Raw genomic sequence first — 23540 nt, 5'->3', positions numbered from 1 at the left:
CACTTCTTTTTGTGTTTGTTGCATAGCTGGCTGCTGTGTAATTGGTGCTGATTGATACGTAACTTCTTCTTCATCTTCTATTCCAAGCGGAGTTGGTGTTGCTGCAAATTCTTTTTGCTGCACTTCTTTTACGTATTGCTTTGGAGGCGCTGAACCTGCTCCAGCCTGTTGTTTCATGTGAACACTCTTGGATGGCACTTTAATTTTCATACCTGGCATAATTAAATCTGGATTACTAAGTTGTGTATTTGTTTTTTTCAACGTGTCAAAATCCACTCCGTACTTTTTCGCAATTTTCCAAAGGGTATCCCCTTTTTGCACGATATGAATTTTCAAATTTTCCCCCTCCTGTATAACTTATCTATAAGTAACAAATCTCATGAAGTAACTCTTTCTAAATAACATTAACTTCTTTTCACTTTTATCACTTCTTCGATTTTCAATATCATTCGAAGCGGAATAAGCATAAAGAACCACAATGATTTCTTCAAAACAATGTATGCCCATTTCGTTCCCGTTATGATTATATGTATGAAAAAAAGCAACGGGAATACCGTTGCTTTACACACGCTCTAACATACGATTTAATGCAAAAACCGCTTCTGTCGTTACTTGTTTATCTACGCTAATAACGTTAATTTCTTCTCCTCTTTCTATCGTTTCAAGTGCCCATAATAAGTGAGGCAGATCAATTCGGTTCATCGTTAAGCACGGACACATAAATGGATTAAGTGAAACAATTTCTTTATCTGGATGTTGCTGAATAATTCGGTTCACTAAATTCATTTCTGTACCAATCGCCCATTTGCTACCAGATGGCGCTGATTCAATCATATCAATAATATATTTCGTTGAGCCTGCATAATCTGAAGCAGCTACAACTTCATAGCAACATTCTGGATGTACAATAATATTCATATCCGGATGATTTTTTCGTACACTCTCAATATTCTTCATTGTAAAATTTTGATGAACAGAACAATGTCCTTTCCATAAAATCACTTGAATTTCTTCTATATCCCCATCGTACTCTAATGAATCTGTGTGTGGGTCCCATACTGCCATTTTATCTAACGGGATACCTAAATCGTGCGCTGTATTTCTCCCTAAATGTTGGTCTGGTAAAAAGACGAGACGTTCTTTTTGAGTAAACGCCCAAGATACCATTTGCTTTGCATTAGAAGAAGTTACTGTTGCTCCTCCGTTACGACCACAAAACGCTTTAATTGCAGCTGTAGAGTTCACATATGTTAACGGAATCATCGTATCTCCAAATAATTTCGTGAGCTCTTTCCATGCTCTTTCTGTTTGTTCAATATCTGCCATATCCGCCATCGAACAACCTGCACGCATATCTGGTAAGATGACAACTTGATCATCTGTAGTTAACATATCTGCTGTTTCCGCCATAAAGTGCACCCCGCAAAACACAATATATTTTGCATCTTTATTGCTCGCTGCAACTTGCGCAAGCTGAAGTGAATCCCCTGCTGCATCTGAAAATTGTACCACTTCATCTTTTTGATAATGATGCCCTGGAATGAATAACATTTTCCCCATTTTCTCTTTAATTTCACGAACACGCTTTTCCATATCTTCCGTTGACATTGTGTAATAACGCTCTGGTAACATCGTTTCAATTGGCTGTACTTGTTCTAAAATACTCATATACGTTTCTCCCCCTCTAAGCCACTTTCCTTACTCTTCAATATTGAAACTAATATCAAGTGCTTTCACTGAATGTGTTAACGCTCCAAGTGAAATATAATCTACCCCTGTTTTTCCGTATTTCGATAAATCTTCAATTGTGATGCCTCCTGAAGCTTCCGTAACGATGGCACTTGGTACAATCTTTGAAAACTCCCGGATTTCATCTGGCGTACGATTATCGAACATAATAATATCCGCACCAGCAGCGACAGCCTCTCTCACCTGTTCCTCAGTTTCTGTTTCCACTTCTACTTTCACCATATGTCCTAACTTTTCTTTCACTGATGTAACAGCTTTTGTAATAGAACCAGCAAAAGCAATATGATTGTCTTTAATCATGACACCATCATATAAACCGAAGCGATGATTAAATCCACCGCCGCACACGACTGCATACTTATCAAACATACGCAGTCCTGGCATCGTTTTTCGCGTATCACAAATACGAGTATAGCTACTATCTAAAGCAAGAACCGCTTTACGCGTCATCGTCGCTATTCCACTCATACGCTGAATAACGTTTAATATAACGCGCTCTGCTGTTAATAACGATGCGATTGGACCTTGCACTGTTGCAATAATTTCTCCTTTTTCTACAAGATCCCCATCTTTTTTATGAAGCTCTATTTCAATTCTCTCATCAATTAATTTAAATCCTGATTCAATTACTAAACATCCTGCAAAGACCCCTGTATCCTTCGCAAGAAACGTTCCTTTCGAAAGCAAGTTATCTGGAAAAATAAGCTGAGATGTTACATCTCTTTCTCCTATATCTTCTAAAAAAAATCGGTTTAATGCTTCTTTAACTTTTATCGTGTTCATAAAGCCTCTCTTCCCCTCATCACACAAGTTGTCGTTTTCTCTTTACTCGAACAATCTCTTTCTTTCCTATATTTCTATCTGGATAATCACTCCGGTAATGCCCGCCAATACTTTCTTCTCTTTGCAAGGCTGACACAACTATAAGCTCACAAACCGTTAACATATTAATAAGCGTTATCTCTTCATTCGTAAGAACATCATGTTGTAATATCATATTTCGAACACCATACTTACTAAGCCATCTCTTCGCATAAGATAAACTTTGCTCTGTTCGCACAATCCCAACATATTTCATCATGCATTTTTGTATTTCTTCTTTCGTCGGTAAATGATTCAGAACGATAAACTTTGCTTCCTTTTCGGCTAGCATGTTCACCTTTTCTTTTGTCTCTCTAGATAAAATGTGTCGTCCGATTCTTTTTCCAAACACAAGACCTTCTAATAATGAATTACTCGCTAATCTATTTGCACCATGAACCCCGTTACAAGCTACTTCACCGACTGCGTATAAGTTCGGAATAGACGTCTCTCCATCACAGTTCGTTTTCACGCCGCCCATGTGAAAATGAGTACCAGGCACGACTGGAATAAGTTTTTTATTTATATCGACTCCATTTGTTTTACATATCGATGACACGGTCGGAAAGCGTTGTTCAAAGTTTTGAATCATTTCGATGTTTAAGTACACTTTTTCACCCGCAAGTAGCTGTTCATGAATAGCCCTTGCGACTACATCACGAGGCGCTAAATCCTGTTCGGAATGTATATCCATCATAAAACGCTGCCCTTTTCCATTTATAAGGACAGCTCCTTCTCCGCGAACAGCTTCGGACACAAGACCAGAACAACGCCCACCCGCGTATAACATCGTCGGATGAAATTGTATAAACTCTAAATCTACAAGCTCTCCGCCTGCACGGTACACCATTGCAAGTCCATCGCCTGTAATCGTCTCATCATTAGAAGTAAAGGCGTATAAACCGCCAATACCGCCTGAAGCTAACACCGTATAATCTGCATTGTAACGTTTCAATTCTCCTTTATTGTTGCGAGTTAAAGCCCCAACACATTTATCTTTTTCTATAATAAAATCGAGCACCATTTCCTGTTCCACTACCGTAACGTATGGAGCTACTTCTTGAATAAGATGCTCTAATAAATTCTTTCCTGTTGCATCGCCACCTGCATGTAAAATACGACGTTTTCGATGCGCTCCTTCTTTTCCAAGATGAGGACCTGTTTCATCTCCATCAAATTTCATTCCATTTTCAATAAGGTTATTAATTTCTTTCGGTCCTTCCTCGACTAAATAACGGACCACTTCTTCATTGTTATAATGACACCCTGCTACTAGCGTATCTTCAAAATGATCATTAGGATTGTCGTATGTAGCTACCGCTGCGGCAATTCCACCTTGAGCTAAATGTGTATTATTATTACGTTTCGTCTCCTTTGTGATAATAATCACATTCTTTTCGTGACAAATCTCTTTTGCAACACGAAGTGCCGCAACGCCACTTCCAATAATTAAGACATCTGCGCTTGGCATAATTGTTGCCTCCTACTTTACACTTTTTCAACTGTCTTGACACCTATATTTACATAGTTTTAAAATAATGACAAGAGTTTTTTTATAATTCTTATTTTCACTACCATTTAAAAAGTAAAAGAAATGTAACTCTTACTAGAGAGAGGAACTTACATGATGATATATCTTGACTATGCAGCTACTACACCTATGAGCGAGGAAGCGTTACAAACATATATGAAAGCAGCATCGCAATACTTCGGAAATGAACAAAGTTTACATGATATTGGAGGAACGGCTTCTTCTTTATTACAAGTTTGCCGAAAAACATTTGCGGAAATGATTGGAGGAAAAGAACAAGGAATATTTTTCACAAGTGGTGGATCGGAATCGAACTATCTTGCAATCCAATCACTTCTAAATGCCCGAAATAAGAAGCATATTATTACGACACCTATGGAACATGCATCCATTCGAAGTTATTTTCAATCCCTAAAATCAAAAGGCTATACGATCACTGAAATTCCTGTTGATAAAAATGGACTCATTTGTTTAGTAGATTTAGAGGCAGCTATTACGGAAGATACTGTGCTAGCAAGTATACAGCATGGAAACTCTGAAATCGGAACCGTTCAAAACATTACAGAAATCGGGGCACTTTTAAAAAAATATAATGTTTTATTTCATACGGATTGTGTGCAAACGTTTGGTAAACTGCCTATCCATGTTTTTGAGATGGGGATTGATAGTCTTTCTGTTTCAGCACATAAAATATACGGACCAAAAGGTGTCGGCGCTTGCTACATAAATCCGCAAACTCGCTGGGAACAAGTATTTCCAGGAACTTCTCACGAAAAAGGATTTCGCCCAGGTACAGTGAACGTTCCCGGCATCTCATCTTTTTTAACAGCTGCTGAAAATATATTAAAAACTCAATGGGAAGAAAGTTTACGTTTTAAAGAGTTACGATCCTACTTTTTAGAGCAAATACAAACACTTCCGCTAGAAATTGAAGTAGAAGGTCATTCTACTTCTTGTTTACCACATATTGTTGGGGTTACAATAAAAGGAATAGAAGGTCAATATACTATGCTAGAATGTAATCGCCATGGTATCGCCATTTCCACCGGAAGTGCTTGCCAAGTCGGTAAACAAGAACCTTCGAAAACTATGCTTGCAATTGGAAAAACGTATGAAGAGGCAAAACAATATGTCCGCTTCTCTTTCGGACAACAAACAACGAAAGATCAAATTGATACTACTATTCATGCACTACACACAATTGGAAATCAATTTTATAGAGGTGTTAAATCATAATGAAACAAAATGAACAAAAAAAGATTTTAGGTGAAGAAAGACGACAGCTTATCCTCCAGTGGCTTCTTGCTGCAAATGAACCGTTATCGGGGAATGAACTATCGAAAAAGACGAACGTAAGTAGACAAGTTATCGTGCAAGATATTTCCTTGCTTAAAGCACGAAACGAACCAATTATTGCGACTGCTCAAGGTTATTTATATTTAAAGCCACAAGAGAAGCAACAAACTTTCGAACGCGTAATTGTATGCCAACATAAACCAGCAGAAGTACGTCAGGAACTTACAATGCTTGTTGACCATGGCGTTACGATTAAAGACGTAAAAGTTGAGCATCCTGTATACGGTGACTTAACAGCCTCCATTATGGTAAGCAATCGCTTTGATGTAGAGCAATATTTACAAAAAATCGAAAACACAAATGCTTCCTATCTTTCACAACTAACAGATGGTATTCACTTACATACAATCGAGGCAGATTCTAAAGAAAAATTAGATGCTGCTTGTGAGGCACTGGATAAAGCAGGATTTCTCGTTTATTAATGTAAAGCACAGAGTTTTTATCATTCTCTGTGCTTTTTTAATGCTATAATATTGTAATCAATCGTAAAGGAGATCAAATATGGGAATTGAACTCGTTCACTTTAGCATTGGCAAACCGAAACAAATGAAATATAGCGAAGATAAAGAAATGATTACCGGTATATGTAAAGAACTTACCGAAGAAGCTTTCCTATCAAAAGATGGCTTCCTTGGTGATGATGTAGCAGATTTAAAACACCACGGTGGACCTGATCGCGCAGTTTGTGTGTACTCACACGAGCATTACGCACTATGGGAAAAAGAATTTCAAACAACACTTCCAGCTTCCGCATTTGGCGAAAACATTACCGTAACAAATATGTTAGAGCATGATGTTTGCATCGGAGATACATACAAATTAGGTGAAGCGATTATTCAAGTGACACAAGCGCGCGTACCTTGTAGCACAATTTCAAAACGCCTTGGCATCCCTGGCATACTGCCGCGTATTGTAGCAACTGGATTTACTGGCTACCTATGCCGCGTTCTTCAAGAAGGTACTGTACGTAAAGATTCAAAAATTACATTACTAGAACGTCCATCAAGCAATGTTTCTGTTTTATTCTCTAACGAAATTTATTTTCATAATAGAAAAGATAAAGATGGCATCGAGAAGATTCTTGCTGTTCCAGAACTAGCTGATATTTGGCGTGGTCAATTAGAAGATCGTCTTGCGAAGTTAAAATAAAGAATCCCACCTTCTGCAGGTGGGATTTTATTAATCTATTAAAAAATATATTAGGCAATGAAATGATATTGACGATTAGACAAATACCAACATTCCATCTACATCTTACAACCAATAAGAAGAATAACTCCCCAGCACAGTAACAGAAAAACCGAGTGCTTCAAGTTCCATCGTTACGCCTGGCAATAATACGTCATCGTATGCTTTATCGACATCGATTAAGAAAAAGTAATTTCCAAGACCTGTTTTCATCGGACGCGATTCGATTTTTGATAAGTTTAATTTTCTCCATGCGAAAGCTGATAACACTTGATATAGGGCACCTGCATAATCTGCAGGTAACGTTATCATAAGCGTCGTTTTCTCTCCGCGGTTCTCTCCGTTATTCGGGAGTACTGCTTTCTTTTTCTTATGGAGTACTAAGAAACGTGTGTGATTATTTTTATGCGTATGAATACTACGTCTCACAATTGTTAATCCGTATTTTTCTGCAGCCGCTTCATTTGCAATAGCGGCAATTTTCTCTTCAGGATGTTCTTTCACATATTGTGCAGCAGCACTTGTAGATGTCATATCTCGAACAGTTACTCCTTTTAATTCTTCATTTAAAAATTTATGGCACTGTGCAATGGCATGCGGATGAGAATGCACTGCATATACTTCATCCCACACTTCTGCATACTGCGGATGTACAAGTAAATGCTGCTGAATTGGTACTGTAATTTCTCCTACAATGGAAAGTGGCTGCTCATGTACAAGGTAATCAACCGTTATATTCACTGAACCTTCTATTGCATTTTCTAACGGTACAACTGCGAAGTCTACATTTTCATTTGCAGCTGCATCTATACAATCTGGAATCGTTCGATACGGTACATGCTCTGCTTCCGGAAAAAAACGACTCACCGCCATATTTGTAAATGTTGCTTCTGGTCCTAAATATCCTACTCGAATCATCGTCTTTTCCCCTCTTTTTCGTTTTCTTACTGTTATACCATACTTTTTTATATTCTTCTATGTAAATTTCGAATTTTTAAAAAAGACTAGCATTCGCTAGTCTAAATGTTTCTTATACTCTCTTTGAGCGAAGAAGAAATAAATGATACATGCTGCGATATAAAACAGAATGAACAAACCTACTTTTCTTAATGATCCATCCATAAAAAGCGTATTATGAAACGTATATAATGCAACTGCACTATGCATACTCCCTACTATAATTGGCGCAAAAAATAGCATACATAATTGCCAACGAGAAATTTTCCATACTTCTTCCTTCGTCATTCCAAGTTTAGAGAGTGCACCATACTGCTTTCGGTCCGATGCAATATTATGGAACCATTTAAAATACACGATACTACATGAAGTGAGAAAGAATAATATACTAATAAATGAGCCTACAAATAGAGTAATATCGCCGCCTTCTTTCATATTTACATACAACTCCATATTGCTTCGAAATGCATTATTATTATCTTGTTTTATATGTCTTCGTAAATCTTCATTTAATTTCTTCGTCTTTTCGATATTTGATAATGTGTAGCCTCTATATATCATTTTTTCAGAATCAGGAACCTGATTTGCTATACTGTCAAAATCTTCATCATTCATAACGAAGAACAGACCATTAATGTACGAAGGGTGATGGTTAAATTGAACCCCTTCTTTCTGACCGTTAAATACGAATTGATATGGTTGATTCATTACTTGCAATTGAATCTCTTTTTGATTATACACATTCGAATTATTGTATTTATTATAATAAACGAGTGTCACTGTACCTTTTTTAGGACGATACGTTTTCTGTTTTTGTTTCCTTGCTTCTTGGTTATATTCACTTTCTTTTATAAGCGGTACTATTGTTGTTTCTCCCTTATTAGACTGAAAGGATGCATAAACTCCAACAAAACTCATATATTGAAAATCATCATACTCATATTGATGCAGTAATTTTTCAACCGCACCTTCCTCAAAGACTTCATGAGTAGAAATACCTTTTTCTATGTACGAAAACGAGTGTACCCCTCCAGTTCGCCACATATCTTGCATGCTAGAAAAATATAAGAACACCGTACCTGTTGCTGTAACTACAAACGTCGTTGCCATAGACATCAGAAAGAAAAAGCGACCATTTTCCTTCATTCGATGTGACAATTGATTCACAATAAATAAATACGGATATGTATACATAATCTTTTTATTTCGCTTTATCATTTCTAACACTTGGGTAGCTCCATGTGTAAAAGAAAAGTACGTTCCAAAAAAGACAAGTATAGACACAGGGAAAAAGTATATTGCTATCGTAGTCATCGTCACTTGTAGCGCCAACGCATACCCGCCCACTAAACAAGCAAAACCGAATAAACAAAGCCACTTTGATGTTTTCTTCTCTTTTTTATCTGTTCGAAATTCTTTCAATAACCGAATGATTTTTATATTCCATATACGTAAAGCACTTATAAAAGATAACAAAATAAAAACGACCATATATGTAATAAATGTTACACCAATCGCCCTTACGTCAAATATGACAGGGAGTTCTTTCGGAAGCCCCAGTAACATACTAAATACCATAAAAAAGAGTTTTAAAAATATCATACCGAGCACAATACCGAAAATATTCGCGAAGACCCCGATTAAAATTTGTTCGGTCATAATCATTCCTATTACGTTAGATTTCGTTGCTCCCATTAACATATATAACCCTAATTCTTTCTTACGTGCTTCTATGAAAATAGAAGTAGAGTACAAAATAAATATGACGAAAAAAGAAATGATTATAACATTACATATGATAAGTCCCCAACGTACGTTTTGATACCACATCGTCTCTTGCATATACGGATGCACAATGACAGACATATATGCGTAAGAAGCAAATATCGCAAAACAACTACTTAAGAAAAACACTTTATAATTACGCCAATTCCCTTTTATATTTTGCAGCGCTAGTTGCCAAATGTTCATCTATCGTCCTCCTGTAACTTACTACATAGGCAAAAAGCTAGAGGTTCCCCTAGCTTTTTACGTGTTTTAAATATCCTCTTTGCGCGATCATAAAGTAAATGGCAGAAGCTAAAATGTATGCTCCAATTACAAGCCCACCTGATTTCCATAAATCAATATAAAGCATTTTCCCTAACGTATGAAGAGCAACTCCACTATGAATGGAACCGATTAAAATTGGGATAAAGAAGATAACTCCCATTTGTCGAATCGCAATTTTGCGAATTTCTTTATCTGTCATACCGATTCTCTTTAACGATTTAAATTGAATACGATCTTGTTCTTTATCGTTAAACCATTTAAAGTATGTCATACTACAAGCGAAGAAGAAGAACAGTACCGCTACGAAGAAACCGATGAACATTGTAATTGCTCCACCTTCTCTTATATCCTTATACGCAAACACTGAATTTCTCAATTCCCCTTGCTTTTCTGGTGCAATTTCATTTTTCAAATCTAATACAAGATCTTCTGTACTTTTCCAATCCTCGATATAATAACCGTAATATTTCGTCTTTTCTTCATCTGGTACGAGTTTTGCATATTTCTCAAAATCTTGATCATTTACAATAAGATATTCACTATCATTAAAAACAGAATACTGCGTTGGACTATTTAATTGAACAGACTGCTTTTGCCCGTTAATTGTAAATTCATACGGTTTCGTACGATCTATCTTCATCAGTTCATTTGACATATCAACCATAACCATCGTTGCACTACCTGGTGCATTATGAACTTCTGTAGGTTGCTCTCTCTTTTGTTTGCGCACTTCTGCATTATATTCTTTTTCTGAAATAATCGTCATCGGTACTTCATGTTCACTATTAAACAACGTTATTTTCTGTGTTGCCTGTAGTTTAACGTAGGTTACTTTTCGCGCATCTTCAAACCCGTGTCTCTTCACAAGCTCCTGTACCTTTTCTTCATTAATAAGATTATGCGTATTTAACCCCTTTTCCTCATATGAAATAGCATGTGGTGTAAGTTCTACCGTTTTCGCACTCATATTTTCAAAATATACGTACAGTGTACCTACTGCTGAAGATACTACCGCCGTAATAATAGAAATTACAAATAGAAAACGAGCATTATCTTTCATTTTATAAATAAGATTGCTAAGGACGAACATATTTGGGTACGTATAAAAAGATTGTTTTCGTTTTTGTAATGCTTTTAATACGACTGTACTTCCTTGTGTAAATAGTAAATACGTTCCGCCAATTGTCAGTCCTACCACCGGTAAAAAGAGAATAATAAAATTCAGAAACGTTACTTGGAAGCTAAGTACATATGCAACAATAATACATCCTATACCAACTACACATAACCATGTAAATGCAAACGGCTCTACTTTTTGCTTTCTAGCTTCTCTTAATAAATCAATAATTTGCAAGCGTCCTACTGTCCAAACGCTAAACAATGATAGGATTAAAAATAGGATAAAGTATACGGCAGCTGTAATAAGAACTGCTTTACTATTCCAAACAAGTGGAAGTGTCTTATCTATTTTCAATAATACGCTTAACGCTTGGAAAAATAATTTTGAACAAAGCATTCCAACCCCAATACCAATTACAATTGCAATACTACCTAACATCAGTTGCTCTAATATAATCATTCGGCCGAGCTGCGATTTCGTTCCGCCTATTAATGTTAGTAGACCAAACTCTTTTTTTCTTGCTCGTAAAAACGTTGAATTTGCATATAAAATAAAGAGTGCCGAGAAGATGACCACAATATAATTCATCGATTCTAATCCTTTTGTGATCATCTTTCTCATACTAATATTACCGCTTACGACATCTGGATGATAAATAAAAGAAGCATACATGAAAAATACGACAATCGATAAACAACTACTTATAAGAAACGCTTTATAGTTACGCCAATTTCCTTTTACGTTATTAAGCGCGAGCTGGCGAAAGTTCATGATATTCTCCTCCTAGCATCGCAAGTACGTCCAGAATTTCTTGGAAAAAGGCTTGTTTCGTTCTTCCTTTATGTATTTCCGAGAAAATTTCCCCATCGCGTATGAAAAGGATACGTTCACAATAACTAGCCGCTACTGGATCGTGCGTAACCATTGCAATCGTTACTTTCTTTTGCTCGTGTAAATCTTGCAGAGCGCCCATTAGCGATTTCGCTGACTTCGAGTCTAAGTTTCCAGTTGGCTCATCTGCTAAAATTAACGTCGGTTCATGAATGATTGCTCTCGCTGCTGCTGCACGTTGTTGTTGTCCCCCAGATACTTCGTATACTTTTTTATTTAAAATTTCTTCGATATTTAAAAACTTCGCAATTTCCAGTACTTTCGCATCGATTTCATTTACAGATTTCTTCGCCATTACAAGTGGTAAAATAATATTTTCTTTAATGGATAACGTATCAAGTAAATTAAAATCTTGAAAGATGAACCCTAAATGTGTACGGCGAAACTCCGCTAATTTTGCAGCACGCATTTGATTAATTTCTTCACCATTTACAAGCACATGACCTGAAGTTTGCTTATCAATTGTTGCTAATAAATTTAAAAGCGTCGTTTTCCCGCTTCCTGAAGGACCCATAATCCCTACAAATTCGCCTTCTTCTATTTTAAAATTTATATCGTTTAAAGCAGTCGTCGCTACTGAACCTTTTGATTGGTACACCTTCGTTAATCCTTTTACTTCAAGAACACTCATTTCTAATCCCCCTACGTGTTTTCTTCTTACATTTACTATAAGAAAAATAAGAAAAAGAAACGAGTGATTTCCCTTACAAAACGTTTTGTTATCTTACAGTTTTGTCATTTTTCTCATCAGTGTATGATATTCTTCATCTTTTGCAAATTGGAACGTGAATGTTGTCCCTTCTCCTTCAGCCGATTGGACATACATTCCATGATGTAAATTATCGCAAATTTCCTTCGTAATATATAAACCCATTCCAGTCGCTTCTCTCGTTTTACGGCCATTTACCCCCGTAAAGAATGGATCAAATATGCGCTTTACATCTTGCTCTGGAATACCGATTCCATTGTCCTTAATATGTAATAACACCTTTTGGTCTTTCTCTTCAATTTGAAATTGAATTTCTTTTTTCTCTGCCGCTGAAATTTTTGTATACTTAATTGCGTTTACAACAATTTGACCTATAGCAATACTTAGCCATTTTCTATCAGAGGCAACCATACAAGTATCTTCTTCAAACATCACTTTCGGAAATACAGACGATTGAATGAAGGATTTCCGATTTTCATTAATAATACCTCGCACGACATCTATAACATTTACTACTTCTACCTTATAATCTTTCGCAAACTGCTCTAGTCTTGCCATATGTAACGCTAAATCTAAACCATTTAGTATACGGTTATTTTCTTCACGAATACTTTCAACTGTTGCTCTTGCCTCACGATGCTCTTTGCCAAACTTTTGCAGCAATAATTCAATAACAGATACTGGTGTTTTCATTTGGTGAATCCATTGGTTCATAAATATCATTTGCTGTTGCTCTTTCGCATGCTGTTTATGAACTTCATTCATATATTGCTGTCTTAATAACGTAAAAGATTCAACGACCATTTCTTGATCTGATGTATAAGATTCATCAATAAGTAAAGAGTCATGTAATGTATTTCCACCAGTAACATACTTTTCGATCCTCTTTAAAAACACACTCCGTTTTCGGTAATCGTAAATGAGGTATACAGTAAACACAACTGTTCCTAATAAAAGTCCATATAACCACGTACTCCAATCAATGGATTTCTTTTCTAAAAGACTTTGCAACTGTAAAACGAGCCCAAATAAACAAAGGCTAACAATGTAAGAAAGAATTAAAGAAAAGCGGTCCATGAGGTAATTTTTAACCTTCATGCCCTTCGCCCCACTCCGTAAGAAGCGCATAACCATATCCACGTTTCGTTACAATTGCATTTTTAATGCCTAACTCCTCTAGTTTCTTCCTTACACGTTTTACATTTACGGTTAATGTATTATCATCCACAAATGCTACTTCATCCCATAGAGCTTCTAACAGTTCTTCGCGCGTTACATATTGATTCACCTGTTTCATTAAACACTCCAATAAGTAAAACTCATTTTTTGTCAGTTCAGTTTGTTGTCCTTGCCACTCAACAATATGCTGAGACGGGAATAACAACAGTCCATTTACACCTAAACAATCACTCTCAGCAGCAGAGGCATACTCTCCGTAGCCACGGCGAAGCGCACTCTTCACCTTTGCCATTACGATATCTAAATGGAATGGCTTCGTAATATAATCATCGCCGCCATTTTCAATCGCCATTACTTGATCCATTTCCCCTGTTCTTGCAGAAACAAAAATAATCGGCGCATTAGATACAGTACGAATTTGACGACACCAATAAAAACCGTCAAAGTACGGTAAATTAATATCAAGTAACACAAGATGAGGATTTATTTTTACAAACTCATCTTTTATATGACGTAAATCACTTGCTCTAAATGATTGATAGCCATACCTTTCTAAATGCTCCTCTAATATTCCCGCAATTTTCTCATCGTCTTCTACAATTAATATTTTATACATGTTCTTTTTCTCCCCATAAAAGAATTCTTCTACATTTACTCCTTTTTCCATTATAAATTGAAAATTTAATTAGTGGGGATTTTTTCCTATATAAATCCGATTTTTACGATATAAAAAAAGACTGCCGTATTTCGGCAGTCTTAATCGATAAATTCAAATTCATATTCAAGAATTTTTACAATATCTCCGTCTTTTGCACCACGTGCACGAAGCGCTTCATCAATACCCATTCCGCGCATTTGACGAGCGAAACGACGTATAGATTCATCACGTGAGAAGTCTGTCATCTTGAATGTTTTCTCGATATCGTAACCAGAGATAACAAACGTGCCATCACTTTCACGTGTAATTTCAAATTTAACACCTTCAGTATCAAATTTGTACATTACACTTGTATCAGACTCATCCGCAACTTCATGTATTGGGAATTCTGGTGTTGTTTCTATTAAGTTTGCTACTTCAAACAGTAAGTCACGAACACCTTGTCTTGTTACAGCTGAGATTGGGAAGATTTTTACTTCGTCTCCCACTTTCTCTTTAAATGCTTGTAAGTTTTCTTCTGCATCTGGCATATCCATTTTGTTTGCAACAACAACTTGTGGACGCTCAGTTAAGCGAAGATTGTATTCTTTCAATTCATTATTAATCGTTACGTAATCTTCATATGGATCACGGCCTTCTAAACCAGACATATCAATAACATGCACGATTACACGTGTACGCTCAATATGACGTAAGAATTGGTGTCCAAGTCCAACGCCAGCATGTGCGCCTTCAATTAGTCCTGGAAGGTCAGCCATAACGAAGCTGCGGTTATCACCAGTTTCAACAACACCAAGATTCGGAACGATTGTTGTGAAGTGATACTCTGCAATTTTCGGACGCGCTGATGATACAACAGATAATAATGTAGATTTACCTACACTTGGGAATCCAACAAGTCCAACGTCTGCTAGTACTTTAAGTTCTAGAATGACATCACGCTCTTGACCTGGTTCCCCGTTCTCAGCGATTTCTGGCGCTGGGTTCGTAGCTGTTGCGAAACGTGAGTTACCACGGCCACCACGGCCACCTTTTGCAATTACAGCAGTTTGTCCATGCGTTACTAAATCGGCAAGAATTTGACCAGTTTTTTCATCTTTTACTACTGTTCCTGGCGGAACCTTTACAAGTAAATCTTCAGATTTACGTCCGTGCTGACCTTTACTCATTCCGTGCTGACCGCGATCAGCTTTGAAATGACGTTGGTAGCGGAAGTCCATTAATGTACGTAAGCCTTCCTCAACTACGAAAACAACATCTGCACCTTTACCGCCGTCGCCACCTGCTGGGCCACCTTTAGGAACATACTTCTCACGACGATACGCAACCATACCGTTACCACCGTCGCCGCCTTTTACATATATCTTGACCTGATCTACAAACATTATTTCACCACACTTTTTTCAATTGGTTGTAATATAACTGAGACTTCTTCGTCTCGCACTGTATAAGAAATGGAATACCATTTATTGTTTTGGGTCGCAAGCCAATTCTGTAGTTCTTCTACACTCGTTAGCTTACCACGAAAATCAAAAAAGAAACGAGCATTCTCCGCGTCACATTCAATTGTGATACAAACATAATTTTCAACATATACGTCTAAACTATGCTGAAGCATTGAGAAAAATTGATTCGTCCATGTACATACAGTCTCATCCAAGTGAGATAAGTTATGTAATTTCCCTAATACTTCGTACTCCAATAAGCACGGCTGCTGTTTCCAATTATATGTTAAAATCCACTCTGAAAATAAAGGCATTGATAGCCCCATCAGATTGGATTCTTGTCTCGCTTCTTGGACAAAACGATCGATGAGACTATGAATTTCTTCCACTTTTCCAAGTGAAAGGTTTCCTTTCACCATCTGCATACGATTGAGCCAATCATGTCTTGAATGGCGCAATGCATCTATAATTGTCCATTTTTCATTCATTTAGATACCCCTTAATATAGAAAAACTCTAACCTGCACTCAGGTTAGAGTTTTCCGTGAGTTCTTATGCTTCTTGAGCAACAGGATATACGCTCACTTGTTTGCGGTCACGGCCAAGACGCTCAAAGCGTACTACGCCGTCAACTTTCGCGTATAAAGTGTCATCGCCACCACGACCAACGTTAACACCTGGATAAATTTTTGTACCGCGTTGACGGTAAAGAATTGAACCACCTGAAACCGTTTGACCATCTGCGCGTTTAGCACCAAGACGTTTTGACTGAGAGTCACGACCGTTCTTTGTACTACCTACACCTTTCTTAGATGCGAAAAACTGAAGATCTAATCTTAACATACGTTACACCTCCTGCACTTTTTCTATTAAACGGATATACTTTCCGTAATCAAGTTCGATCGTCTTAAGCGAAACAACTAATCCTTCTAAAAGGGTTTGTGCTTTTTCTGCTGCATGAACGTCTAAATCATTAGGCAATTCATACGTTAAGAATCCGCCATCACTTCCGAGTTCAATAGTTGCTTGCACATTACAAAGTTCTTCCACTGCATTTATAGAACCAAACACAACCGCTGTAGTTCCAGCACAGACAAGGTCTTGTCCATGTGGCGCATAATCGGCATGTCCAGTCATTTTAAATGATTGGATACTTCCTAATTTCGTGCGACTTATCGTAATTTTAATCATGTTAACCAGAATTAAGCGTTGATAGCTTCAACAACTAGCTTAGTGTAAGGTTGACGATGACCTTGTTTCTTACGATTGTTCTTTTTCGCTTTGTATTTGAAAACGATAATTTTCTTAGCGCGACCTTGTTTTTCAACTTTCGCAGTAACTGTTGCACCTTCTACAACTGGGCTACCAACTTTAACGTTTTCGCCACCAACGAAAAGAACTTTGTCAAAAGTAACAGTTTCACCAGCTTCAACATCTAATTTTTCAATGTAGATTGCTTGACCAGCTTCAACTTTAATTTGTTTTCCACCTGTTTCGATAATTGCGTACATACTTGCACCTCCTCTTAATTACTAAGACTCGCCAAAAACGAGGTAGACATAAATGCCTTTAGGGAACCTGTCTTGTGCGGTTGTAGCATATAGCCGTTTAGGTGCTATAAACTATAACATAAAGATGTTACCATAATTCATTGAGTATTGTCAATGAATCTTCTACTAACTATTTTTTCCGTTCTACAATTTCTTTTTTACTTCCAAAACGGATAATAGCGTACTTTTCGATAATATCATCTTTGAAATAAATTTCAAATGGAATATTTTTTTGTAATTCTTTTTGCAAAAATTGTTTTTGCAGTTCTTTAGGCGCAGCGATTAATACCGCTTCATCTTCTATATTGCCATATGTGATTAGTTCTCTCTCTAACTCATACGCAATTGTTTCATGCGACATCACATAACCCGTCGCTTTGCAAGATACACACTCTTCTAGTAATACGTCACGTAAAGAATGTTTTTTACGTTTTCGTGTCATCTCCAAAATTCCTAACTCAGTAAATCCAAGTATTCTTGTATAAGTACGATCATCTTTCATAGCAGCTATGAGACATTCTCTTACCTTTTCTTTATCTTCTCTTTTTTTCATATTAATAAAATCAATTAATATCATACCACCAATATCACGAAGTCTTAATTGGCGTGCAATTTCTTCAGCGGCTAGCTCATTTGTGCGAAGTACTGTATCTTGTAAATTTTGTTTTCCCGTAAACTTGCCCGTATTCACATCAATTACAGTCATCGTCTCCATTTGTTCTACAATTAAATAAGCACCATTTGGAAGCCACACAATTTTTTGGAGTGCTTTCTCAATCTCACGCTCTATTCCAAAATGGTTAAACATCGAAGACTTTTCATTATAAAAAGATACTTTTTCTTTTCCAACTTTGTCTTCTAATTCCTTTACTATACTTCTTGTATCTACAACTACTTTTTCAATTGTTTCAATTGGGTTCTCTTGAAATACACGATCTAAAAAGGTCGCCGGTCGATGAAGTAATAACGGCGCCTTTCCTTGGCCCTCTTTTCTTTTTAACTCTTCATACAACTGTTGTAACCCTTGCATTTCAGCTTGTATTTCTTCAATTGCTCCTTTTTCAGAAGCAGAACGGAAAATGTATCCCCCCGTTCCCTCTATTTCAATTTGGAGTAACTGTTGTCTTCTTTTATTATTTTTTATTTTTCGAGAAACAGCGCGCATCTCATCAAACGGCATATAAACGACATATTTCCCGGTAAATTCTATATTCGCTGTCAATTTAGGCCCTTTCGTATCAATTGCCTCTTTCACAACTTGTACGAGTATCGCTTGCCCTTCATGTATACGATAAGAAGATGGTACATCATCGTATGAAAGGTAAGCATGTTTTTCTAAACCGATGTTTACAAAAGCTGCATTCATTCCAGCAATTGTTCTTACGACACGTCCAACATAAATATGCCCAACAATCTCTTGCTCTTCATTACGTTTCCATAAAAACTCAACAATTTTTTTCTTCTCTTCAATTGCAACGCGCTTTTCCGAACCAGCGTAATTCACATATAACGTTTTCAAAATTATTTCCTCACTTTATAATCTTCTTTGCTTTTACAATAATAAAAGGTTAGTGCTATCGTCAACACTAACCGATTAATTCTTCAACTGATGAAGTTGTTCGTTTTTCAGTAAAATATGCATAGAGCAATTCATTTTCATCCAATGTGTAATGCTCTTTATATTTTCCACGGACGATAATAGAATGCTTATATCCTCTACGAAATTTTGTGAAGATCGTATATAAACGATCTTCCGTTTGCACTTCAATAGGTGCAATCTTTTCGATTCCTCTTTTGTTTCCATAATAACGTTCTAATAAAAAACGCATAAATGCATACCGTCTTTGTTTCCACTCTTGATATAATGACACTGCTAAAAATATGAGTAGTACCCACATCATAATATTGTTACTATTCCAGAGTAACTGCCATCCTAATATTACACCAAAAAAAACACATGACAATTGCATCATCTTTTCATGTGCTTGTAAATAAGGGAAACGATATGATAGTATATTAAACAATACTTTCCCGCCATCTAACGGCCAAATAGGAAGTAAATTAAATGCTAAAATAATTATATTATTCCACATGAAGAAATAATATAAATCTGCATTTAGCCAACCAGCTTTGAACAACATATAACCTACCAGCATCATCCAAACATGTTGAATCGGTCCTGCAATTACGACAACAAGTTCCTCTTTCAATGACTTATTACCATGTTCCTCAAGCTCGGCAACGCCACCAAACGGCAAAAGCTGAATTCTTTTTATACGCCAATTATAGTGTGCTGCTGCAAAAGCATGCCCAAGTTCATGAATAAGAACAATACAAAATAACAGTAGTAACTCTTTAAAACGCGCAGTAAAAATACCAATGACAATAATAACCCAAAATAATGGATGCACGGAAATTTTCGTTAAAACGTCCCTATATTTAATCAAATGATATCACCTGGATCGGATCAATAAATTTCTCATTCTTTTTTATCGCGAAATAAAACTTTCCATTTTTATCATTTGTATCATTACTCACCGTTCCAATTTTTTGTTTCTTTGAAACGTAATCATATAATTTCACTGACATATCGTTTAAGTTTGCATACCATGACTCCGTACCATCTGCATGTTGAATTTGAACTGTATTTCCAAGTTCCTCTTTCTTGCCTGCAAAAACAACTAACCCTTCATTTACTGACTCCACTTTTGCATTTGTAGCTGTTTGGACAAATACACCTTGGCCATTTTTTTGAAACCCTTGCATTACTTTTCCAGAAGCAGGAATTGCATAATCTTTTTGCTGAATACTTCCTTCTTTTTTCTCGTTCGGCGAATAGAATACAAGCGGTTTTCCAAATTGCTTTTCGTACCATTTCGCTACAGTAGCAAACTGAAATTCCTCTTTCATCACTTTTTCTGTAACAGCTTTAGCTCCATTGAATGAAGAAGGAGCATTCTTATATAAAATAGCAACCGAAAGAACTAATATTGCTGATAATAAAACTTTGAAGAAAAAGACTTCCTTTCGAAATAAGGGATGCATTTCCTTTTCTCCATCTTCAATAAATACTGCTTCACTATCAAAATTCCCTCCGTTAAAATACTGCTCTTCCTCCATCCTTTCTTGCTCGGCCTTCCTTTTTGCAATCCGCTTTTTAATTTCTTCTACGCGTCTATTCTTCATACTGTCTCCTTTCTTTCGTTAAGCTAATTTCATTTAGAAACAGTTGTATACAGTTTGTACATATGTATGAGCTAAGAAAGAAAGATATTCGTGTGAAGAAAAAAGAAAGCACCTCGCATATGTGCGAAGTGCTCTTAACGGATTCCAAAGAAGTTTTTCACCTTTGCAAATACCGATACCTTTTCTTGTTCAAATGCTTGTAATGGTACATTCTCACCTAACAAGCGTCTTGCAATATTACGATAAGCCAACGCTGCTTTTCCGCTTGGTTGCAACGCCACAGGTTCACCTGTATTTGTAGCTCGAATAACTTCATCGTCATCTTCGACAACACCAAGAAGCTCGATTGACAATGTACGTACAATTTCATCAACATCTAACATATCCTGTTCATGAAGCATATGACTACGTACACGGTTAATAACAAGTTTGGGTGGTTCAATATCCTCTTTTTCTAAAAGCCCAATAATACGATCCGCATCGCGCATTGAGGATACTTCTGGAGTCGTAACAACGATTGCTTTATCCGCACCAGCTACCGCATTTTTAAATCCCTGCTCAATCCCCGCAGGACAATCAATTAATATGTAATCATAATCTTGACGTAATACTTGTATTAATTCATCCATTTGTTCAGGTGTTACCGCTGATTTATCACTCGTTTGTGCTGCAGGTAATAAATAAAGATCATCAAAACGTTTGTCTTTAATAAGAGCCTGAGGTAAACGGCAACGCCCTTCAACGACATCAACAAGATCAAATACAATACGATTTTCCAGCCCCATTACTACGTCTAAATTTCGAAGACCGATATCTGTGTCAATTAAGCACACTTTCTTTCCAGATAACGCTAGGGCCGTACCAATGTTCGCAGATGTAGTAGTTTTACCTACTCCGCCTTTTCCAGATGTAATTACTATTGCCTCTCCCACAGCTATACAATTCCCCTTTCTAACTTTGTTAAATTAGGTCTAAGATGAGTGAGAAGTTGCAGGCGATCGACAACAATGTGATTGTTCTCATTAATATACGCACATTCTGCCGCCTCCGCTCCGTCTTCTTTCTCTTCCGGAGCCCGCATTGCCACATCACTAATTCGAAGTTGCATCGGGTTCATAACAGATGCAGCGATTACAGCATCCGAATCCCCATAATACCCAGCATGTGCAATTCCTCTTAATGATCCTACGACAAAAATATTCCCCCCAGCGATAACCGTTCCGCCTGGATTAACATCTCCAATTAACAACAAATTTCCTTTTACATGTAAAACTTGTCCAGAGCGAACAATTTTGGAAATAGGGACAATTTCTGTTTCTTCTTTCCAAGCTATTGCTTCTGCTTTAGTGATAACATCACTTTCAATTGAATCCACAACAAGATTCTTTTTATTACGAATTAACGTACGAATCTCTTCTTGTTGGACTTCTGTTAAATAACGATTTCCTACTTTCACATGCACTTCAATTAAAGAGCGCCCATCACCATCGTAGTAATGTGTAGAAAGTTTTTCGTCTAATTCCATCAATAATTCTGAGAATGAACAACAATCATCTAAATGAAGCGTTATCCCATCTTTTGTCCCTTTTATCGTTACATTTTGTTGCTTTTTTTCTTCCACTAAAGTTCACCCCACCGATTCAATTCGACATAAAATTAGAAAATCCTTTTTTCTTTTTCTTCCATCGCTTTTGAAAGACGCACTATATATCGTCTCAGTGGGAAACAAACTATCAATAAGAAAATAGCATTTAACAATAAAGTAGAAAGGAGACGATCTGTGAAAAAGACATACGCTGGCATATGAGTACGTCCTAATAAAGTTAAGAATCCATACACATAATACTCTAGTGCTACAACGCTAGCTAATATGATAGAAACAACAATAAATAAATTCAATTGTAGTACTTTCATCACACTATATACTAAATAAGCTAAAATCGGATAAGCAAAAATATATATCCCGACAAGTTCTGTGTATACGGTATCAAATAAGAAGCCAAATAATAGTCCGTAATAAATCCCTTGGACCGGACTATAATACACTGTAATAAAACATAAGACGATTATAAAGAAATGCGGTGCTGCTATGCTGTCTTTCCAAAACACATCCGTTGGAACAACAGTAGCAAACATATTTTCAAATAGAAACACAAAAAGGAGCAAAAGAGGAAGAGCTGCTCTTTTTAATATCTTCATCATCTCTTCTTCTCCTCCTATTCTAATGACGCTGAAGGTGTTGCACGTTTAGCAACCGTAATATGCTCTACGTCATTTAAATCAGCGGCAGGTTTTACATAAGCTGTTTTTGTTAAGCCATATGCATCCGGCTGAACTTCAACGATTTTTCCAATTACAAGACCTTTCGGGAAAATATCACCCAGTCCAGATGTTACAACTAGTTGATCTTTCTCTACCGGTGCATCAGAGCCAATCTTTGTGAAAAGAAGTAATTGCTTTTCTTTGTCATAACCTTCAATCAATCCAAAGATTTTCTCTTGCCCTTGTACAATAGCAGAAACGCGATTTGTTCGGCTCATAGAACTTAGTAATTCTACTGATGATGTAAATTGAGATACACTTTTCACTCTTCCAACTAACCCTTGTGAAGTTACTACAGCCATATCTTTTTTAATTCCTTGCTGTGCCCCTTTATCAATTCCAATTAAATCGTACCATTTATCTGGATTACGAGAAACAACAGTAGCTGGAATTTCAGTATACCCGCTATTTAACTCTTTTTTACCAGTTAGTTCTTGTAACTTCTTGTTATCATCTTCTAATTGTTTTACTTTCCCTGATAGACCTGCATAATTATCTAATTTTGCTTTTAATTCTTTATTCTCTTCATACGTGCGCTTTACATCCTCTACATTTTCGAAGAATCCAGCTACGTATTTCGCTGGCTTTTGGAATACACGTTCTACAACACCGACAGTATCTTTAACAAACTGCTCTGGCCATGTTAAACTGTTCCGTTCTTTCAATGAGATTCCAATCAATGCCACGAGAAGAATAATACTAACCAACAAAACAATTAATCTTTTGTTTAAGAAAAACTGTGGCACGTTCACACCCTCTTAATTTCACTGATTTTTATTTTGCAATA

At 36.7% G+C, this 23540-nt stretch carries 24 protein-coding genes, 1 pseudogene and 1 other annotated feature; of the genes and pseudogenes, 3 read left to right on the top strand and 22 right to left on the bottom strand.

The features are described 5' to 3' along the window. Window positions 1-179: 179 nt before the first annotated feature. From safA to nadB, 4 genes and pseudogenes are all read right to left on the bottom strand, one after another. Window positions 180-336, bottom strand: a pseudogene (gene safA, locus ACTFRU_RS14100) (SafA/ExsA family spore coat assembly protein); the annotation flags it as partial. Window positions 337-561: 225 nt separating this feature from the next. Next, window positions 562-1668: a quinolinate synthase NadA gene (gene nadA, locus ACTFRU_RS14095; protein WP_000025336.1), complete on the bottom strand. Its 1107-nt coding sequence runs from the start codon at window positions 1666-1668 to the stop codon at window positions 562-564. A 30-nt stretch (window positions 1669-1698) separates the two neighbouring features. Continuing rightward, window positions 1699-2532: a carboxylating nicotinate-nucleotide diphosphorylase gene (nadC, locus tag ACTFRU_RS14090; RefSeq protein ID WP_001092209.1), complete on the bottom strand. Its 834-nt coding sequence runs from the start codon at window positions 2530-2532 to the stop codon at window positions 1699-1701. A 19-nt stretch (window positions 2533-2551) separates the two neighbouring features. Further along, entirely contained in the window at window positions 2552-4081 is a 1530-nt protein-coding gene (gene nadB, locus ACTFRU_RS14085; RefSeq protein ID WP_001138531.1) for an L-aspartate oxidase, read from the bottom strand. Between the two features lie 153 nt (window positions 4082-4234). Here nadB and ACTFRU_RS14080 point away from each other — a divergent pair, with 153 nt between their 5' ends. The 3 genes from ACTFRU_RS14080 to ACTFRU_RS14070 all read left to right on the top strand — a co-directional run bounded on the left by ACTFRU_RS14080 (window position 4235) and on the right by ACTFRU_RS14070 (window position 6646). Continuing rightward, a complete protein-coding gene (locus ACTFRU_RS14080) occupies window positions 4235-5377 on the top strand; it encodes an IscS subfamily cysteine desulfurase (protein WP_440037700.1) in 1143 nt (380 codons plus the stop codon). Beyond that, a complete protein-coding gene (locus tag ACTFRU_RS14075; RefSeq protein WP_000812275.1) occupies window positions 5377-5919 on the top strand; it encodes a transcription repressor NadR in 543 nt (180 codons plus the stop codon). The genes ACTFRU_RS14080 and ACTFRU_RS14075 overlap by 1 nt, the downstream gene beginning before the upstream one ends. A gap of 79 nt (window positions 5920-5998) precedes the next feature. Then, window positions 5999-6646 carry an MOSC domain-containing protein gene (locus tag ACTFRU_RS14070; RefSeq protein ID WP_000510698.1) on the top strand — a complete coding sequence of 216 codons (648 nt, stop codon included), beginning with the start codon at window positions 5999-6001 and terminating at the stop codon, window positions 6644-6646. Between the two features lie 105 nt (window positions 6647-6751). Here ACTFRU_RS14070 and pheA read toward each other — a convergent pair whose 3' ends face one another. From pheA to mreC, 18 genes are all read right to left on the bottom strand, one after another. Then, window positions 6752-7603 (bottom strand): prephenate dehydratase, encoded by an 852-nt coding sequence (gene pheA / locus ACTFRU_RS14065; protein ID WP_000621701.1) that lies wholly within the window; start codon window positions 7601-7603, stop codon window positions 6752-6754. Window positions 7604-7699: 96 nt separating this feature from the next. Then, window positions 7700-9613: an ABC transporter permease gene (locus tag ACTFRU_RS14060; protein ID WP_086389516.1), complete on the bottom strand. Its 1914-nt coding sequence runs from the start codon at window positions 9611-9613 to the stop codon at window positions 7700-7702. Window positions 9614-9662: 49 nt separating this feature from the next. Then, window positions 9663-11585 carry an ABC transporter permease gene (locus tag ACTFRU_RS14055; RefSeq protein WP_086389517.1) on the bottom strand — a complete coding sequence of 641 codons (1923 nt, stop codon included), beginning with the start codon at window positions 11583-11585 and terminating at the stop codon, window positions 9663-9665. After that, window positions 11560-12336, bottom strand: a complete 777-nt coding sequence (locus ACTFRU_RS14050; protein ID WP_000114529.1) for an ABC transporter ATP-binding protein — start codon at window positions 12334-12336, stop codon at window positions 11560-11562. Before ACTFRU_RS14050 ends, ACTFRU_RS14055 begins: the two co-directional genes overlap by 26 nt. Before the next feature lie 93 nt (window positions 12337-12429). Then, the gene (locus tag ACTFRU_RS14045; protein ID WP_086389518.1) at window positions 12430-13512 is read right to left on the bottom strand and encodes a HAMP domain-containing histidine kinase; all 1083 of its coding nucleotides are present in this window, start codon (window positions 13510-13512) and stop codon (window positions 12430-12432) included. Then, window positions 13502-14209, bottom strand: coding sequence for a response regulator transcription factor (locus ACTFRU_RS14040; RefSeq protein WP_002082113.1), 708 nt, complete (start codon window positions 14207-14209; stop codon window positions 13502-13504). The genes ACTFRU_RS14045 and ACTFRU_RS14040 overlap by 11 nt, the downstream gene beginning before the upstream one ends. Window positions 14210-14349: 140 nt before the next feature. Then, window positions 14350-15636 (bottom strand): GTPase ObgE, encoded by a 1287-nt coding sequence (obgE, locus tag ACTFRU_RS14035; protein ID WP_000497127.1) that lies wholly within the window; start codon window positions 15634-15636, stop codon window positions 14350-14352. Continuing rightward, window positions 15636-16184 (bottom strand): sporulation initiation phosphotransferase B, encoded by a 549-nt coding sequence (locus ACTFRU_RS14030; RefSeq protein WP_001003587.1) that lies wholly within the window; start codon window positions 16182-16184, stop codon window positions 15636-15638. The genes obgE and ACTFRU_RS14030 overlap by 1 nt, the downstream gene beginning before the upstream one ends. A gap of 63 nt (window positions 16185-16247) precedes the next feature. Beyond that, window positions 16248-16538: a 50S ribosomal protein L27 gene (gene rpmA, locus ACTFRU_RS14025; protein ID WP_000944957.1), complete on the bottom strand. Its 291-nt coding sequence runs from the start codon at window positions 16536-16538 to the stop codon at window positions 16248-16250. A gap of 3 nt (window positions 16539-16541) precedes the next feature. Further along, window positions 16542-16886 (bottom strand): ribosomal-processing cysteine protease Prp, encoded by a 345-nt coding sequence (locus tag ACTFRU_RS14020; protein WP_001973720.1) that lies wholly within the window; start codon window positions 16884-16886, stop codon window positions 16542-16544. Between the two features lie 11 nt (window positions 16887-16897). Beyond that, window positions 16898-17206 (bottom strand): 50S ribosomal protein L21, encoded by a 309-nt coding sequence (gene rplU, locus ACTFRU_RS14015; protein WP_000270907.1) that lies wholly within the window; start codon window positions 17204-17206, stop codon window positions 16898-16900. Between the two features lie 14 nt (window positions 17207-17220). Next, window positions 17221-17298 (bottom strand) — a sequence feature (ribosomal protein L21 leader region). A 77-nt stretch (window positions 17299-17375) separates the two neighbouring features. Continuing rightward, on the bottom strand, window positions 17376-18764 hold the full coding sequence (locus tag ACTFRU_RS14010) for an Rne/Rng family ribonuclease (protein WP_086389519.1): 1389 nt from the start codon (window positions 18762-18764) through the stop codon (window positions 17376-17378). A gap of 67 nt (window positions 18765-18831) precedes the next feature. Then, a complete protein-coding gene (gene spoIVFB, locus ACTFRU_RS14005) occupies window positions 18832-19692 on the bottom strand; it encodes a stage IV sporulation intramembrane metalloprotease SpoIVFB (RefSeq protein WP_086412193.1) in 861 nt (286 codons plus the stop codon). Continuing rightward, on the bottom strand, window positions 19685-20431 hold the full coding sequence (gene spoIVFA / locus ACTFRU_RS14000) for a stage IV sporulation protein SpoIVFA (RefSeq protein ID WP_000797471.1): 747 nt from the start codon (window positions 20429-20431) through the stop codon (window positions 19685-19687). Before spoIVFA ends, spoIVFB begins: the two co-directional genes overlap by 8 nt. 134 nt (window positions 20432-20565) lie before the next feature. Continuing rightward, window positions 20566-21363 (bottom strand): septum site-determining protein MinD, encoded by a 798-nt coding sequence (gene minD / locus ACTFRU_RS13995; protein ID WP_000503309.1) that lies wholly within the window; start codon window positions 21361-21363, stop codon window positions 20566-20568. Window positions 21364-21365: 2 nt separating this feature from the next. Beyond that, a complete protein-coding gene (gene minC / locus ACTFRU_RS13990; RefSeq protein WP_000391521.1) occupies window positions 21366-22052 on the bottom strand; it encodes a septum site-determining protein MinC in 687 nt (228 codons plus the stop codon). Between the two features lie 35 nt (window positions 22053-22087). Then, on the bottom strand, window positions 22088-22633 hold the full coding sequence (gene mreD, locus ACTFRU_RS13985; RefSeq protein WP_000975766.1) for a rod shape-determining protein MreD: 546 nt from the start codon (window positions 22631-22633) through the stop codon (window positions 22088-22090). Between the two features lie 14 nt (window positions 22634-22647). After that, window positions 22648-23499 carry a rod shape-determining protein MreC gene (gene mreC / locus ACTFRU_RS13980; RefSeq protein ID WP_086412194.1) on the bottom strand — a complete coding sequence of 284 codons (852 nt, stop codon included), beginning with the start codon at window positions 23497-23499 and terminating at the stop codon, window positions 22648-22650. Window positions 23500-23540 lie beyond the last annotated feature (41 nt).

It is taken from the genome of Bacillus cereus group sp. MYBK220-1 (assembly GCF_051916445.1).
In the GTDB taxonomy this organism is placed as follows: Bacteria; Bacillota; Bacilli; order Bacillales; family Bacillaceae_G; genus Bacillus_A; species Bacillus_A cereus.
The sequence above is the reverse complement of the archived record's forward strand: the minus strand, read 5'-3'. Positions and strand labels throughout refer to the sequence as shown.

Coding starts and splice junctions, on each gene's coding strand:
- nadA (WP_000025336.1), bottom strand. CDS start 1,668: ATGAGTATTTTAGAACAAGTACAGCCAATTGAAACGATGTTACCAGAG.
- nadC (WP_001092209.1), bottom strand. CDS start 2,532: ATGAACACGATAAAAGTTAAAGAAGCATTAAACCGATTTTTTTTAGAA.
- nadB (WP_001138531.1), bottom strand. CDS start 4,081: ATGCCAAGCGCAGATGTCTTAATTATTGGAAGTGGCGTTGCGGCACTT.
- ACTFRU_RS14080 (WP_440037700.1), top strand. CDS start 4,235: ATGATGATATATCTTGACTATGCAGCTACTACACCTATGAGCGAGGAA.
- ACTFRU_RS14075 (WP_000812275.1), top strand. CDS start 5,377: ATGAAACAAAATGAACAAAAAAAGATTTTAGGTGAAGAAAGACGACAG.
- ACTFRU_RS14070 (WP_000510698.1), top strand. CDS start 5,999: ATGGGAATTGAACTCGTTCACTTTAGCATTGGCAAACCGAAACAAATG.
- pheA (WP_000621701.1), bottom strand. CDS start 7,603: ATGATTCGAGTAGGATATTTAGGACCAGAAGCAACATTTACAAATATG.
- ACTFRU_RS14060 (WP_086389516.1), bottom strand. CDS start 9,613: ATGAACATTTGGCAACTAGCGCTGCAAAATATAAAAGGGAATTGGCGT.
- ACTFRU_RS14055 (WP_086389517.1), bottom strand. CDS start 11,585: ATGAACTTTCGCCAGCTCGCGCTTAATAACGTAAAAGGAAATTGGCGT.
- ACTFRU_RS14050 (WP_000114529.1), bottom strand. CDS start 12,336: ATGAGTGTTCTTGAAGTAAAAGGATTAACGAAGGTGTACCAATCAAAA.
- ACTFRU_RS14045 (WP_086389518.1), bottom strand. CDS start 13,512: ATGAAGGTTAAAAATTACCTCATGGACCGCTTTTCTTTAATTCTTTCT.
- ACTFRU_RS14040 (WP_002082113.1), bottom strand. CDS start 14,209: ATGTATAAAATATTAATTGTAGAAGACGATGAGAAAATTGCGGGAATA.
- obgE (WP_000497127.1), bottom strand. CDS start 15,636: ATGTTTGTAGATCAGGTCAAGATATATGTAAAAGGCGGCGACGGTGGT.
- ACTFRU_RS14030 (WP_001003587.1), bottom strand. CDS start 16,184: ATGAATGAAAAATGGACAATTATAGATGCATTGCGCCATTCAAGACAT.
- rpmA (WP_000944957.1), bottom strand. CDS start 16,538: ATGTTAAGATTAGATCTTCAGTTTTTCGCATCTAAGAAAGGTGTAGGT.
- ACTFRU_RS14020 (WP_001973720.1), bottom strand. CDS start 16,886: ATGATTAAAATTACGATAAGTCGCACGAAATTAGGAAGTATCCAATCA.
- rplU (WP_000270907.1), bottom strand. CDS start 17,206: ATGTACGCAATTATCGAAACAGGTGGAAAACAAATTAAAGTTGAAGCT.
- spoIVFA (WP_000797471.1), bottom strand. CDS start 20,431: ATGAAGAATAGACGCGTAGAAGAAATTAAAAAGCGGATTGCAAAAAGG.
- mreD (WP_000975766.1), bottom strand. CDS start 22,633: ATGATGAAGATATTAAAAAGAGCAGCTCTTCCTCTTTTGCTCCTTTTT.